General features: G+C 58.2%; 13 protein-coding genes. 3 read left to right on the forward strand and 10 right to left on the reverse strand.

The genetic code is table 11. The features are described from left to right. Positions 1–34 precede the first annotated feature (34 nt). Both ACI48J_RS22095 and ACI48J_RS22100 read right to left on the reverse strand, forming a co-directional pair. The gene (locus tag ACI48J_RS22095; protein WP_405080268.1) at positions 35–727 is read right to left on the reverse strand and encodes a response regulator transcription factor; all 693 of its coding nucleotides are present in this window, start codon (positions 725–727) and stop codon (positions 35–37) included. 193 nt (positions 728–920) lie between these two features. After that, the gene (locus ACI48J_RS22100) at positions 921–1,901 is read right to left on the reverse strand and encodes an ABC transporter substrate-binding protein (RefSeq protein WP_405080269.1); all 981 of its coding nucleotides are present in this window, start codon (positions 1,899–1,901) and stop codon (positions 921–923) included. Positions 1,902–2,277: 376 nt separating this feature from the next. Between ACI48J_RS22100 and ACI48J_RS22105 the strand changes: the two genes are divergently transcribed. Further along, the gene (locus ACI48J_RS22105; protein WP_405083267.1) at positions 2,278–3,066 is read left to right on the forward strand and encodes a lipid II flippase Amj family protein; all 789 of its coding nucleotides are present in this window, start codon (positions 2,278–2,280) and stop codon (positions 3,064–3,066) included. Between the two features lie 294 nt (positions 3,067–3,360). After that, on the forward strand, positions 3,361–4,554 hold the full coding sequence (locus tag ACI48J_RS22110) for a DUF418 domain-containing protein (protein ID WP_405080270.1): 1,194 nt from the start codon (positions 3,361–3,363) through the stop codon (positions 4,552–4,554). A gap of 272 nt (positions 4,555–4,826) precedes the next feature. On the opposite strand, the gene ACI48J_RS22115 is transcribed toward ACI48J_RS22110, so the two are convergent. Beyond that, positions 4,827–6,479, reverse strand: coding sequence for a copper resistance CopC/CopD family protein (locus ACI48J_RS22115; RefSeq protein ID WP_405080271.1), 1,653 nt, complete (start codon positions 6,477–6,479; stop codon positions 4,827–4,829). A 50-nt stretch (positions 6,480–6,529) separates the two neighbouring features. Continuing rightward, complete coding sequence (locus ACI48J_RS22120; RefSeq protein WP_405080272.1) at positions 6,530–6,937, reverse strand: DUF2203 domain-containing protein; 408 nt, start codon at positions 6,935–6,937, stop codon at positions 6,530–6,532. A 230-nt stretch (positions 6,938–7,167) separates the two neighbouring features. Between ACI48J_RS22120 and ACI48J_RS22125 the strand changes: the two genes are divergently transcribed. Then, a complete protein-coding gene (locus ACI48J_RS22125) occupies positions 7,168–8,043 on the forward strand; it encodes a PhzF family phenazine biosynthesis protein (RefSeq protein WP_405080273.1) in 876 nt (291 codons plus the stop codon). Positions 8,044–8,171: 128 nt separating this feature from the next. Here ACI48J_RS22125 and ACI48J_RS22130 read toward each other — a convergent pair whose 3' ends face one another. The 6 genes from ACI48J_RS22130 to pxpB form a co-directional block, all read right to left on the reverse strand. Beyond that, entirely contained in the window at positions 8,172–9,905 is a 1,734-nt protein-coding gene (locus tag ACI48J_RS22130; protein WP_405080274.1) for a diguanylate cyclase, read from the reverse strand. A 38-nt stretch (positions 9,906–9,943) separates the two neighbouring features. Next, on the reverse strand, positions 9,944–10,321 hold the full coding sequence (locus ACI48J_RS22135; protein ID WP_405080275.1) for a response regulator: 378 nt from the start codon (positions 10,319–10,321) through the stop codon (positions 9,944–9,946). A 198-nt stretch (positions 10,322–10,519) separates the two neighbouring features. After that, entirely contained in the window at positions 10,520–10,816 is a 297-nt protein-coding gene (locus tag ACI48J_RS22140) for a CD3324 family protein (protein ID WP_009676152.1), read from the reverse strand. 702 nt (positions 10,817–11,518) lie between these two features. Then, entirely contained in the window at positions 11,519–12,286 is a 768-nt protein-coding gene (locus ACI48J_RS22145) for a LamB/YcsF family protein (RefSeq protein ID WP_405080276.1), read from the reverse strand. A 3-nt stretch (positions 12,287–12,289) separates the two neighbouring features. Then, positions 12,290–13,306, reverse strand: coding sequence for a biotin-dependent carboxyltransferase family protein (locus tag ACI48J_RS22150; RefSeq protein WP_405080277.1), 1,017 nt, complete (start codon positions 13,304–13,306; stop codon positions 12,290–12,292). Continuing rightward, a complete protein-coding gene (gene pxpB, locus ACI48J_RS22155) occupies positions 13,303–14,124 on the reverse strand; it encodes a 5-oxoprolinase subunit PxpB (RefSeq protein ID WP_405080278.1) in 822 nt (273 codons plus the stop codon). The genes ACI48J_RS22150 and pxpB overlap by 4 nt, the downstream gene beginning before the upstream one ends. Positions 14,125–14,255 lie beyond the last annotated feature (131 nt).

Genomic DNA, 14,255 nt, shown 5'->3' on the forward strand with positions numbered 1-14,255 from the left:
TTGTTCACTCCAGTCTTGCCCCTCCGAGCCGAACTTATTCGATGGTGTAGCCGATTCCCCAGACCGTCTTGATCATTTGCGGACGGCTTGGGTCCTTTTCGATTTTTTCGCGGATTTTGCGGATATGAACCATGACGGTATTGTTCGATTCAAAAAAAGGCTCGTCCCATACGGCTTCGTAAATCTGCTCCATGCTCAGCACCTGCCCCCTGTTGCGTGCCAGCACCTGAAGAATCGCAAACTCTCTGGGCGTCAGTCTGACCTCGCTGCCCTCCACATATACTTTATGGGTTCCCAAATTAATGAGCAGGTCCTCGATAAGAATTTCATTCTCGTTTTTGGCGGGATGGCTGTTGAGCTGCCGGTACCTGCGGAGCTGCGATTTGACCCGTGCCAGCATCTCCAGCGGGCTGAACGGCTTGATCACGTAATCGTCCGCCCCGATGCTCAGCCCCGTGATCTTGTCGATCTCCTGGCTTTTGGCCGACAGCATGATGATCGGCATATGCTTTTCTTCCCGTATTTTCATGCACGCCTCGATTCCGTCCATCCGGGGCATCATGACGTCCAGAATAATCAGATCGACTTCGTTTTCGTTCAAAAGCTCGAGAGCCTCGGAGCCGTCGGATGCTTTCAACAACCGGTAACCTTCATTTTTCAAGTAAATCTCCAGAAGATTGGTGATTTCGGTCTCGTCGTCGACAAGTAGTATCGTTCCCCCGTACATAACTGTACCTCCAACACGGCTAACGGTTTGCTTGGGTAACCGCCCGTTTTCTGTCTTTGTCCTTAATGATACCATATCCTATTTTGTGGGATTTCTTAAACTATTTTAAGATAAGCGCCCGAAACATAGTAAAAAAACCCCGCCCGAAGGACGGAGTTTACGCTTGGCGGCGCCGGAGCTTCGCCAGTTATGTTTACTTGATGTCGTAGAACTTGTACAAATCGTCGAGAAGCAGATTAGCCGCTTTAACGCCGCCTGCCGTGTTCCAGGTTACGTCGTTCACCTTCTGGGCCTTGCCGTTCTTCACCACGTTCAGGTTCTGCCAGAGCGGGTCCTTGGTAATCGCTTCTTCCTGCTTCATACCGTTGCCGTCGCCCGTTTCATACGTGAAGTAGAACAGACGGTCGGAATCCACTTCCGGCACGCGCTCTTTCGTAATTTCCTCCACGAACGTATCCTTGGCTTTTACAGGCGTACGGGCAATGCCGATCTGTTTGAAAATAATGCCGGTAAACGTATCGTCGAGATAGATGCGGGTTTTGCCGGCCATAAACCGTACGATGGAAACTTTCTCTTTCAGCTTGTCGCCCGCTTTGGATTTGAAATCTTCAATGCGCTTGTCGAAGTCCGCGATCAATTTCTCGCCGTCCGCTTTTTTGTTCACCGCCTCGGCATAGAGGCTGAAGTTGTTCTTCCACTCGCCGCGCAGCGTTTCGGAGAATACGGTCGGCGCAATCGCGCTGAGCTGGGCGTAAACCTTCTCCTGGCGCATTTTGTTGCCGATGATCAGATCCGGTTTCAGGCTGATGATCGCCTCCATGTTCGGCTGATGCTCGTCGCCCACGACGGTTACGCCTTCCATATCGGCTTTGATGTGGTCGTACCAAGGGTTACCGGTGAACGATTTAACCGCTCCGACCGGCTTGACGCCCAGCGCCAGCAAGGCTTCCGTTCCTTCATTCGTCAGAATGACGACGCGTTTCGGCGCAGCCGGCACTTCGGTCTCGCCCATGGCATGTTTAACCTTGATCGTTTGTTTCGCTGTATCTCCGGGCGCGGGCGATGCCGCTCCCCCATCCGAAGCCTGGTTGCCTTTGCCGCAGCCTGCCAGAGCAAGCGCCATCGCAAGGACGATCAGACACAATACGTAAGATTTGCGTGCTGCTGATTTCATTCGTTCTATTCTCCCCTGTCCGTTCTCGGTGATAATGATTATCATTCACAAGGAATGATACCTTTTTACTTCGAGGTTGTCAACCTGAAACCTCTCGTTTTCCGCCCAAACGATCCGTTTTCCCGTGTAAAAATCTTCCTCTGTCTGCCGGGTTCTCTCGCTTATAGGAAAGGTTCCTTGTATAATTCCACTAGAAAGACCGGACGGCAAAATGAACACGCCGGCAGTAACGCACAAAAAATAAACGAACGGCAATGCCGCGCGGCATATCGTGCCGTACTTCCTATGACCCTTGCCAAGGTACGAGTCCCGCAAGCACCGGACCCGACGGGGGCGCGATTCCATTCCTTCAAAGGAGAGTCGATATCTCTTGACCATGCTTCTCCTCGCCTGTCTGTTCACCCTGATTATTCACGCGGCCGAAACGTCCGCCTACGCCTTCCGTCTGGCCGGAATCCGGACCGCCAAACTGGCTGTCGCCCTTTCGCTGGCGGGTATGATCGTCCTGATCTCCCGGACCTCGAACATGGTGCAGGGCCTGATGATCTCCGGCATTGCCGATAAGGCCGGACAAACCGATCCCCATCTGGCGCTGGCCCCGTTCCGCTTCGTCCTGATGTCGGCATCGGTCGGAACGGCAGTAGCGATCGTGCTGTTTCCGACCCTCGTCTCCTTGTCGGCGCGGATGATCGCCCATTTCGAAGTCACGGGCTCCATTCCGTCCCTGCTGAAGGCTACGGCTAACGTGCACGGCATCAAGCAGGCCCGCAAGCACCTGCGCCCGCCCCGCCTGCAGATGCTTTCCCGCCTGCGGATCGGCGGGGTGCCCAAACGCCTCGTGCTGCTCAACGTCGTCGTCACGGCCATCTACACGGTCGGCGTCCTGTCGGCCCTGTACGCATCGGCCTTCAGCCCGGACAACAAGTCGCAGGCCACCATGTCCTCCGCCCTTATCAACGGCATCGCCACCATTATTATGACGCTGCTGATCGATCCGAAAGTCGGGCTGCTGACGGACCGGGCCATGCACGGCAAAGCCAGCCAGGAGGCCGTTAACAAAATGTTCGGCCTCCTCATGCTGTCCCGTCTCGCCGGAACGATTCTGGCCCAGGTGCTGCTCGTCCCCGCCACCTCGTTCATTCTGTGGGCGCTCACGCTGTTCTGAGCGGGATAGCGGGCGCGGCCGCGGAACTGCTGCCGGAAACGGACGGCCAGGCAAGCTGTCAGCCGTGTCGGAAGCGCGGCCGTGTGCGGGAGAACGAACCCGCCCGCCGACAGCGCAGCCGGACAGACCGCACAGACCGTCACCCGGACCGTAACGGCTTCCGATTAGAGCTTCGGGGCTTGCCCGTACCGCCTCGCTTCCGTTTGTAAGCCCCCGATTTGCTACCGGGGGCTCTTTCACGTATGATGAGGAAAAAATCGCCTTTCAGGGCTATGACGGGACGGTGTTACTCCTATGATCGGCCCCTCCGCAGGGACTGAACGCATCATCGCGCTCGATATCATCCGCGGCTTCGCTCTGCTCGGTATTTTCCTGGTCAATATGCCGACTTTCAGCGGAAGCGAATTTGCGGTCTACCACGGCGCGGACAGGTGGCTCCGGCTGCTGTTCGATTTGTTCGTCCAGGGAAAATTTTACCTGATTTTCTCCTTCCTGTTCGGGCTCGGATTCTACATCTTCATGTCGCGAGCCGAACAGAAGGGATACGGTCCCGGCCTGTTCCGCAGGCGCCTGCTCGTGCTGCTGTTGATCGGCTTACTGCATTTGGCGCTCTTCTGGAGAGGAGATATCCTGACTCTTTACGCCATCACAGGCTTCCTGCTTCCCGTTTTTTACCGGATGAAGACGGAAACCGTCCGCAAGTGGGGACTCCTCCTCGCGCTCGGCTACCTGCTGCTGATTCTCGGCCTGCCCGCCCTGATCGTGGCGCTGATCGCCTACGCGAGGGGAGGGATCGATCCCTCCCTGGGAGGCCCCTTATACACGGAAGCCGAAGCCGCCGCAAGCCTTCACGCGTTCCGGACGCTCTCCTGGCCCGACTGGCTGGCCTGGCACTGGCGCAGCGAAGTGTGGGACTCGCTGTCCAGCCAGCTTTCCATGCTGCCCGTGGTTCTGGGCATGTTCTTGCTCGGGCTCGCGGCAGGAAGAAGCGGCCTGCTCCATGACGTAAGCGCCCACCGGGAGCGGTGGCGCAAGATCCGCAGCCGGTGCCTTGCGCTCAGCCTCCCGCTTTTGGCGGCCATCGCCGCCATTTACGTGATCGGGGCGGAAACCGATCTCAGCCTCGTGACGTTCTTCCTCGTCTACATGAGCGGGTTCACGCTGGCGTTTGTCTACATCGCCGGCCTTGCCCTGCTTCTCGAAAATCCGGTCTGGCAGCGGCGGCTCCGGTTTCTCCAGCCTTACGGCCGGATGGCGCTGACCAATTATTTGTCGCAGACGGTCCTCTGTGTGGTTCTGTTCCTCGGCTTCCGCTTATACGGTCAAGTCAGTCTGTGGCAGGGCACCCTGCTCTGCCTGGCCATTTACCCGCTGCAGATCGCCTTTTCGGCATTCTGGCTGAAAAGATTCCGCTACGGGCCGGCCGAGTGGCTCTGGAGAAAATGGACCTACGGCCGCCTGTCGCCGGGACGCGGGCAAAGCCGGTGATTAATCTCCGTAATCCGGAATCCCGGAATCTCGGGGGCCCGTACTGCGGCGCTTGCGGCTAAGTTCTGCGGACCCCGGTCCAACGGAAACCCTACACGGCCGGAGCGCTGCAGGACGTCAACGGCGTGCAGCCTTCATCATCCCGCCGACATTCCCGCCCGGATCACGCGTTCCCGCTCCGGCCCACTCTTCCCAGAACTTTCTCAGAACTCCGCGGCCGCACAAAAAAACAGCCCCTTATGCAGGCAAGCATAAGGGGCTGTTTTCGCTGGCTAATAAAGCCTGAATTCTTTCTTGTAAACCGCCTCGTCGTCGTTGGAGTCCATAATCCGGACTTCCAGCGTACACTTGCCGGGAAGCGGCAGGTAAGGTCCCTGGGTGTAATAGGTGTACATGTTGTACCCCTCCAGCCAGTTTTCTTCCTGATTCTCCTGAAGCTCCAGCGGAATCTGGATGGGAGCCAGCGTGGCCTCCTCTTCTTCCTTCGGCTCGTACTGGGCGTTCATCTGCACATGCTTGGGCGGTCCCATCGTATCCAGCACCCAGACCGTCACCTTGAACGTGTTGGTGCCCGGCGCTTTCGGAGACACTTCGGTCGTCATATGCACGCTTTTACCCATCTCGTGCCAGTTCAGCGGCTCATTCGGGGGAGCCGGAGACAAGTAAGTGAGGATGCCGACCACCGCAAGGATAACCAGCATCAAGCTGAAATCCGTCTTGTAGAGCTTCGCTGTCGCCTTGTCCCGCTTGTTCTTCATCGTATAGCGCAAGAAGGCGGCCGTCCCTACGACAAGCACGACGACGCCGACCTTAACGAGCAAAAGAATACCCCACTGGGTATAAATGATCCTATCCAGACTGGGCAGGAATAACAGCGTCAGCACGACACCGCTCACGGTAAGCGCGATAATCGACCCTAGCGCCGCTCCTGAGAAACGGGCCAGGAAGGAGGTAAACTCCTCCCTTCTGTTCCGGTACACCGCCGCTGCCGTCGTCAAGCCGCCTACCCAGACAGCCGCCGCTACCAGATGGATAAAATCGGCGGCTACGCTCGCCGAGACGGGCGAGAATGTCACCGCATGCCCGGACAGGGATTTAACCGCCAGCAGCGCGGCCGCCCAGGCATAGTCCAGCCAGGCGGCTCGTCCGAGCAGTACGAAGCCCGCCAGAGACAAGCCGAGCGCTGCGAGCCAGGAAATACCGATTCCCGTACCCGTCAGCAAACTGCCGAGCTGGGAAAGTCCTCCGTCGCCGAGGAGAGCTTCCACATGTGTAAGAATGACAAAAAGCAAAGCAACCAAGTAAAACCGCTGCAGATTCAGCGTCCATTTCGCGGAAACTTCCTGCGGCAGCTTGCGGCCGGATTCCGAGCGCCTCCAGAGCAGCCAGCCGGTCAGCGCGAGCATCGCCGCGTACCACAGACCGCGCGCCGTATACTGGATCAGCCCGTCCACGCCCGTGCTGCCGAGATTATGGTTGTGCGAAGCGGACGTGCCGCCCGTGTTCCCGTTCTGCGCGGCGGGCGCCGCATTGCCGACCGTGAGCGGATAGCTCCCGCCCACCGGATGACCGTCACCCGAGATGACGTGGTAGGACACCACGTACAGCCCGTCGTCCAGCTTCGGCAGCTGCAAAACGATCCCCGTCCGGTCTTTCGTCATCGTCGCCGCATTGTCCGTAACCTTCGCGCCCGACTGGTCAAGAACACGTATATAGTAGACGCCTTCTTCCAGCGGCTCGTTAAAGGTCAGTTTGATCTGTTCCGGCGCCTGCGCCAGCGTACTGTTCGGAGCGGGGTCCGTCCCGGTCAGAATCGCATGCGCAAAGGCCTCCCGGGGAAACAATCCTCCCAAGATAACGAGCAGGCACAGCAGACCGGCCGTAAAAAGGGCCCGCCGTGCCGTCTTCACTCCCTTTCCTTCCATGTTCAGTCTATCCGCCTCCAGTGTCTTTGTAAGTCACGCTGCCCGGACCTTTAATCTCCGGGAAGCGGTTTGCGGCCCGTGTATCCGTCCTGCCGGCTATGATAATAACCGATGCGTTCCTCTCCGCTGCGCCAGCAGAGGAGGACTTCTTCGCCACCCAGAATGGATGGAAAATCAACAAGGCCGGAATCAATGTCCTTAAGCTCGATACCTTGATGATAAAAGTGCTGAATCATTCCGCGGGCTTCGATCTGCAGAAATTCAAGATCGCATTCCAGCTCGAAGAGCGGATCGTACGCTTCTTTTCCGCCCAGCCTGCGGACCGCCTGTCTTTTTTCACGCAGCTCCGCATACTTGTCCTCAAACTTCTTCTTGATTTCCTTGAGACCGGAGATCTGATCCTGTACCGCAGGCAGCAGGGCGTTGGCTTCCTCTACCGTAAAATACCGTTTGGCCATTTACTCCACCCCCTAAGATGAGTGTACCAGAAACAGGTTGCCCGAATCGAATATCTTGAGCTGTCGGCCTCCTCCAGTATACGCGATGAAAAAGGCGGACAAAGAAAGCCCAGATGACAATTCCATGAAAGAAGGGAGAAGTCCTGCTTCTGTTTCTGCGCTGTACTTTCACAAAAAATTTCATTAAAATTGTTTCAAATCCTATTTCCCGATAAAAAGGCGGTGCCCCCATGAGCTTGTCCAAGCAGGAATTTTATATCGTCGATGTGTTCGCCGAAAAGAAATATGCGGGAAATCCTCTCGCCGTCATCATTTGTCCCGAGCCGCTGCCCGCCCCGGATATGCAGAGCATTGCCCGCGAAATGAATTATTCGGAGACCACATTCCTCCAGCCGGAACCGGATGCGGACGGAAGCTACCGGGTCCGTATCTTTACGCCGAACAGCGAGCTGCCGTTCGCGGGTCATCCTTGTCTGGGAACCGCCTGGATCATCCGTCACCTTTACAGTCCCGATGCACAGGAAATTACCCTGAAAGTTCCCGCCGGAAACATTCCGGTCACCTTCGGCAGCGACGGCGTGCTCTGGATGGAGCAGCTTCAACCTTCCTTCGGAAGCCGTGTGACCGCTTCTGCCGCCGCAGCGGTAATCGGGCTGGAAACGGAGGAAATCGACGAACGCTACCCTGCCCGGGTGGTATCGACCGGCATTCCTTTCCTCCTCATTCCCGTGAAAACCCTCGCTTCCGTGCGCAGCGCGGTTTACCGGGCCGAAGCGGCGGCGGCGCTTCCTGCCGAGGCCGCCGTCCCCGTTATGCCGTTCTGCCCGGAGACTTACGATAACGCGAACGGAATCAACGCCCGCGTGTTCGTGGATGAACTCGGAGTGCCGGAAGATCCGGCTACGGGCAGCGCTAACGGCTGCCTGGCCGCTTACCTGGCGCGTTACCGCTATTTCGGCGGCCCGTCGGTCGAAACGGCTGTCGAGCAGGGCTATGAGATCGGCCGCCCGTCGCGGCTATATCTGCGGGCAAGCGAAATGGACGGCCGGTTCGCCATCCATGTCGGCGGACGCGTATTTTTTACGGCGCAGGGACAGCTCGTGTAAAGCGCTCTTGCTGCCGATGTCCGACCGGGCAATTCCGGCGCCCGGCTTACCTTCCATTAAAAAAACCATTTCAGCCTGCGGCAGGCCTGAAATGGTTTTTTTAATTGGATGAAGCGGACGCACGCCTCTCACTCCAGGAGCCGCTTCACGTTCATTTCCAGCTCGACCATCGAGAAGGGCTTGGTCATGTACTCGTGAACGCCTAGCTTTTGAAGCGTGTCCATGCTTTCTTCTTTTTTCCGACCGGAAAGCATAATCACCTTGCACATGGCTCCCGTCACGGGAGGCTCGGTGTTAAGACGCTCCAGCAGCTCGATTCCGCTCATTTTGGGCATAATGCCGTCCAAAATGCACAAATCTATGCCGCCTTCGCGGATACGCTCGTAGGCGGCTTCTCCGTCCTCCGCCTCTTCGATGTCAAGAGGCAGGTGCTGCAGGCCCGAGACCACAATGGCGCGCAAAATCTTATCGTCGTCCACGACGAGCAGCTTGGGACGATACCGGAGGCTTCCTTCGGAACCGGCCGGAGCGGCTCCCGTTTCCTCCTCGATATAGATCCGGTCTTTGCCGTGCTGCTTCGCCCGGTACATCGCCCGGTCGGCCCGCAGAATCCATTCGTCTATGGACAGATCCGGGTGCCAGGCCGACACGCCCGCGGAGAACGTAATCCAGTAGTTCTCCCCCTCGTCGGACACGATTGGCTGAAGATGAGCCATCTCTAGCAGAGCGCGCACCGAATCCGCCGCCGCTTCCGCTCCCGTCCCCGGCATGACCACGACAAACTCTTCTCCTCCGAAACGGAAAACAAGGTCCGTCGAGCGCATCCGGGTCTGCAGCAAATGCGCGAGACCTTGAAGAACCAGATCTCCCGTATGGTGACCGTGCCGGTCGTTGATCCGTTTGAAATTATCGATATCGATAAAGGCGAGCGAGATGGCGGACGGATAGCGCTGCACCCTCTCCAGCTCCAGCTGAATCTGGTGATCGAAGTACCTCCGGTTAAACACCGCCGTCAAGGGATCGCGGAAGGCCAGCTCTTCGAAATTTTTGGTTCTTTTCACAATCCCGTAAATGCGTGCGGCCAGCTCTTCATATTGAAAAGGCTTCGTCACGTAATCATCCGCGCCCAGATGGAAACAGCGCACTTTATCGCTTAAATCGTCACGGCCGGACAACACGATCAGAGGCACCCATTTCAAAGTCGGATCTTCCTTCAGAAAATCGAAAAGTTCATAACCCGACTGCGGGTACATCATAAGATCCAGCGTAATCAAATCGTAGACCTGCTCCCGCAAAAGCAGCTTGGCGGACGGAACGTCGCTCGCTTCGTCCACTATGTAGCCGTCCAGTTCGAGCCGCCGCACCAGATACGTGCGCAGCACATCGTCATCGTCTATGATCAGCAGGCGCCTTTTGCCGCCCATTGTGTGTACGATCCCGTTTTCCTTCTGTTCGTCCACCTCGAGCTCGATCACCGAAACCTCGTGTTCCATCAGCAGATGACGGATATATTCGCTCGTATGCGTGACGCTTTCATTGACCAGAGGGGTAAAATCCGCCGTTAACGCCGCAGACGGATGAAGGGACTGCGTCCATTCCCACACGCGGACGAGTTCCTCGGCGATTTTGCCGATTCTCCCGAACTGGAACATGGGGGCGCTTCCTTTCAACATGTGCACGATCCGGTACATATCCTGAAGATCCTTCACTTCGGGTGAGGAAGCTATGATCACCAGCAGGTCGTCCATCTGTGCGATTTGATGGGCCAATTCCTTAATGAACAGCCTCCGCCCCTGCTTCAGCAGCCGTTCGTCTCTTCCCTTGGCATTTGCGCCATGCCCCCGGGAGCTCGGTTGATTCATGGTTGAGATTCACTCCGTTCGTTATCGCGTAATCGCTGTCATGCGCCGCCTATAAGAGCCTCCACGGTATCGACCAGTTGAAGAGGGCTAAACGGCTTGACAATATAAGTGCTGACACCGGCCGCAGTCGCTTTCTCGCGATCCTTGTCCAGAGCCTTGGCGGTCAGCAGGATAACGGGCACTTCGCGGTTGACCCCGCCTTCCGAACGCAGCCATTCGCACACCTCGACCCCGGTTCTCTCCGGCATCATGTAATCCAGAATAACCAGATCGTAACGTTCTCTAACGAGCTCGGCAACCGCTTCTTTACCGTCCATAACCTCCGTGATGGCGTATCCTTCGTCCGAAAGCGTCTCGGTCAACAAAAACCGGAGCGCGGCTTCGTCGTCTGCGAGCAAAATGCGGTATGGATTCAAGTCCATTCCTCCTGTTCGTCTGCGGTCTGCTCTACACCGATAGGGTTCGATTAAAATTTCCGAAATCCTTCCATAAACCATCTACCGCAACTTTTTATCTATGATAGCACACGAGCCCGATCCGGGTAAAAAAATTTCCAGCCTCTGGGGGAGACTGCCGGAAGACATAGAAAAACGGCGGCCTTAGAGGTCGCCGTTTTATGGTGTCGCGGCAGCTTCTTTGAGCCGCTCGCGTGTTTTTCCAATGATCTTGCGTATGCTGTCTTCCGATAGATGAAACGTCTGAATCAGCTCCAGCACGGTTGAACCGTTTTGGTATAACCGGAATATTTCGCGGTTGCGCCGTTCTATGATGAGGCGGGTTCCGTTATTTTCTCCCCAGCCTGCGCGCTTCTTCTCTTTCTTCGGAACGTAAATGATCTCTCCCTGAATGTAATTCTGCAGCTCTTTAAGCAAGCTGGCCGGAAGAATATCCTTGCCGTTCTTGTAACTCATCGGATGAAAACCTCCTCGAATTGGTCGTGTATGATCCGTACCGCATCGTCAAACGTAGAGGGTCTTCATCTTCTGCACCTGCTATCATTCTTAAGGAAAGATATACACGATAGGTATCGTGCCGCAGCTTGTATGTATATACAAACAGGTGAACGGTACTTCCATGATGATAGCAGTTAGAAAATGAGCACCTCTACGGTGACTTTCACTCTTACTGTTTGAACAAATTTCATGGAAACCATCTCCTTTCACCTAGTTTTTTTGGGTTTACTATTTCCAATTATATGGAGTCGGCCTGTTTTTGTCACGCATATTTCACATCATCTTCAGGAAAATAAAAACCGGGGGCGCTGCCGCCCCCGGTTCGACACGGGCTTCCGCTTACGCAGAAGCCACCTCCATTGTCGTGTTCATTGTTCCGAATCACTCCTTTCCTGATAGAGTGGAGCCGGCCGGCTGCATCTCTATTAACGCATATTTGCAGGCCCGTTCTCAAGGGGAAGATTCGTTATAGTCGTTCTTTCCAGATATTCCTGGAAAACGCAGCAGCTCCGCGGTTCCAGGCCGGATTCGGCTCTCGCCGTCAGCCGTCCTGAGGCACCTGAAGCGCGCCGCGAACGCGTCGCACCGCGGGCTGTGCACCCGGTTCCGATGGCCCGGCGGTCCTGCGGCGCCTTACCGCCCCAGCCCGCACGAGGCTCCTCACGCGCCCCAAGGCGGTCGGACCGCAACGCCTGCCTCGTCCAGCGCCGCACGGACCGATCGGGCGATGGCCGCCGCGTGCGGGCCGTCCCCGTGCACGCAGACCGTCTCCGCGGCCAGCGGCACGGTCTCGCCGCACGCGCCGGTCACGACGCCGTCGCGCACGAGGCGCAGCACCTGCGCGGCCGCCTGCGCCGGGTCGCTCAGCAGCGCTCCCGGCTCCGTCCGGGGCGTCAGGGTGCCGTCCGGCCGGTACGTCCGGTCGGCGAACGCCTCGGCCGCCGTGCGCAGCCCGTGCGCCTTCCCGGCGCGGAGCAGCTCGCTGCCCGGCGGTCCGAGCAGCACGAGAGCGCCGCCGCTGACGCGCAGCGCCGCCCGGGCGACCGCATCGGCCAGATCGCCGCGTGCGGCCGCCATGTGGTACAGAGCGCCATGGGGCTTCACATGGCGGAGAGTGCCGCCTTCGGCCTGCACGAAGGCTTGAAGGGCTCCGAGCTGATACAAGGTCAGCTCGTAGACTTCTTCGGCGCCGACTGCCATCTCCCGGCGGCCGAAGCCGGCCAGGTCGGGCAGCCCGGGATGCGCGCCTACGGCGACGCCTTGCTCCAGGCAGAGCGCCACTGTCCGGCGCATAACGCCGGGATCTCCCGCGTGGAACCCGCAGGCGATATTCGCCGATGAAATGCTCTCCAGCAGCTCCTCGTCCCGGCCGAACCGGTAAGCGCCGTAGCTTTCGCCCATATCGCAATTCAAATCGATCGAGACCATGTCTTATCTCCCCATCCTTGCGCGTACTCCGGTCTGGAGCAGCCTCAGGTTCATTTCCTGGCGCATCAGCTCCGCCTGCGCCTCATGCAGCGTCACTTCCGCGAAACGCACGGATGCTCCGGGAGCAAGCTGGCCCAGAACCGGCAGATCCGCTCCGATAACATGCCCGATTCGAGGATACCCGCCGGTCGTCTGGCTGTCGGCGGCCAGCACGATCGGCTGTCCGTCCGGCGGAACCTGGATCGTCCCGGGCGCCGTGCTTTCCGATAGGAGTTCGCCCGGAACGGACAGCTCCAGGGCGGGTCCCTGCAGCCGGCAGCCCATGCGGTCCGATTGGGGCCGCACGCGGTAAACACTCGCGGTCAGGGCGTCCAGCCCTCCCTTGAACCGGCCGGTCTCACTGCCGCGGACGACACGAAGCACCGCAGGGTTCGCCGCCGTCCCGCCAGGTCTGACGGCCCAGGATGCCTCCCACGCGGCCGCCCGGACATCGACGTCTTCAGCGGAAGCCTGAAGCCGGAGCTCTGCCGTTAACCGCTCGGCGGCCGGAGACGGCCTGCCCGGCAGCAGCTCGTCGCCCGCCTGAAGCGGCCGTCCTTCCAACCCGCCCAGCCCGGCGCGGGTGTATGTGCTCCGGCTGCCGAGCGCTAGCGGAACGTCGAAGCCGCCTGCAAGGGCGAGATAGCCCCGGCACCCGTTACGCCCGGTTCCGAGCGTTAGTACCGTCCCCGCCCGGATATATACGGGGCGCCAGCCGGGAACGGGTGTCCCTCCGGCGTATACCGCAAGCTCCGGGCCGCACCATGCGGCCAGCGTGTCTTGACGCAGCAGCAGCCGCGGACCCTGCAGCGTCCATTCCAGCACGGCCGCATGCCGGGTATTGCCCGCGAGGATGTTGGCCGCCTGCATCGAGAGGACGTCCATCGCCCCTCCGGAGACAAATCCGAAGCGCCGGAAGCCGAAGCGCCCCGTATCCTGCACGGTCGTGTACAACCCCGGATTTTCAACAAGCAGGCTCATCGGCGGTTCCCCTCCTTAGCCGTCTCCGTTTCTTCATGGCAGAGCCGCTCATAATCCGTTTCGTCTACGGGCACGAAGCGGACCGTGTCCCCCGCCTGCAGCAGCACCGGAGGATTGTGACGCGTCCGCAGCAGATCAAGCGGCGTACGGCCGATAATATGCCAGCCTCCCGGCGAAGGAAGGGGATAGATTCCTGTCTGGCTGCCTCCGATTCCCACCGATCCGGCCGGAATGGCGACCCTGGGATTAAATCTCCGCGCAAGAGCCAGAGAAGAAGGAAGTCCTCCCAAATAAGGGAATCCGGGTACAAAACCGATCATATAGACCCGGTATACGCCTCCGCTGTGCAGCCGCACAACTTCCTCCGGGCTCATCCCGAGAGTACGTGCGGCGTCCTCCAAATCCGGACCGAAGGAGCCTCCATAACATACCGGAATAAAAATTTCCCGAGACGGAGAAGCTGGAAGAACCGGATGCTCCGCGGCGCCGTTTTCCAGAACACGCTCCAGATGCCGGCGGACCCAGGTGTAAACGACAGGCTCCCCGCCTGCCAGCATGGCCTCGGTTTCTTCCAGCTCCGAAGGAGAGAAATGCCTGCCGGCGGCAACCGCCGCCTCTACGACGGAGTACCAGACCGTGACCGTCGTATAAGTAGGTACGATCTCGACCAGGCCCGGAAACGGGCTGCGGCTGATCGTCTCCGCCGCCTCCAGAACACGCCGGTGTACTTCTTCGGATATGCTTTCACCCAGACGAAGCACGACGGCCTGGTCTCCAAGCGGCTCGAAAACGATTGCAGAACTGCATTTAGGCTCCACTTTTTACGTCTCCCCGTTTCAAAATATCCCCTGCCGTGTATTATTTAGTAGACATGAAAAAAAGACCTCTGGCGGGAGATCTTTTTTCGAAAGTCGAAGGAATCAACGGACTCCTTATATTTGAATTGTAA

This window comes from Paenibacillus chitinolyticus, assembly GCF_045038035.1.
In the GTDB taxonomy this organism is placed as follows: domain Bacteria; phylum Bacillota; class Bacilli; order Paenibacillales; family NBRC-103111; genus Paenibacillus_F; species Paenibacillus_F chitinolyticus_A.

Bases quoted from the DNA above. Each gene is read 5' to 3' on its own strand.
- ACI48J_RS22095 (WP_405080268.1), bottom strand. From the start codon at position 727: ATGTACGGGGGAACGATACTACTTGTCGACGACGAGACCGAAATCACC.
- ACI48J_RS22100 (WP_405080269.1), bottom strand. From the start codon at position 1,901: ATGAAATCAGCAGCACGCAAATCTTACGTATTGTGTCTGATCGTCCTT.
- ACI48J_RS22105 (WP_405083267.1), top strand. From the start codon at position 2,278: ATGCTTCTCCTCGCCTGTCTGTTCACCCTGATTATTCACGCGGCCGAA.
- ACI48J_RS22110 (WP_405080270.1), top strand. From the start codon at position 3,361: ATGATCGGCCCCTCCGCAGGGACTGAACGCATCATCGCGCTCGATATC.
- ACI48J_RS22115 (WP_405080271.1), bottom strand. From the start codon at position 6,479: ATGGAAGGAAAGGGAGTGAAGACGGCACGGCGGGCCCTTTTTACGGCC.
- ACI48J_RS22120 (WP_405080272.1), bottom strand. From the start codon at position 6,937: ATGGCCAAACGGTATTTTACGGTAGAGGAAGCCAACGCCCTGCTGCCT.
- ACI48J_RS22125 (WP_405080273.1), top strand. From the start codon at position 7,168: ATGAGCTTGTCCAAGCAGGAATTTTATATCGTCGATGTGTTCGCCGAA.
- ACI48J_RS22130 (WP_405080274.1), bottom strand. From the start codon at position 9,905: ATGAATCAACCGAGCTCCCGGGGGCATGGCGCAAATGCCAAGGGAAGA.
- ACI48J_RS22140 (WP_009676152.1), bottom strand. From the start codon at position 10,816: ATGAGTTACAAGAACGGCAAGGATATTCTTCCGGCCAGCTTGCTTAAA.
- ACI48J_RS22145 (WP_405080276.1), bottom strand. From the start codon at position 12,286: ATGGTCTCGATCGATTTGAATTGCGATATGGGCGAAAGCTACGGCGCT.
- ACI48J_RS22150 (WP_405080277.1), bottom strand. From the start codon at position 13,306: ATGAGCCTGCTTGTTGAAAATCCGGGGTTGTACACGACCGTGCAGGAT.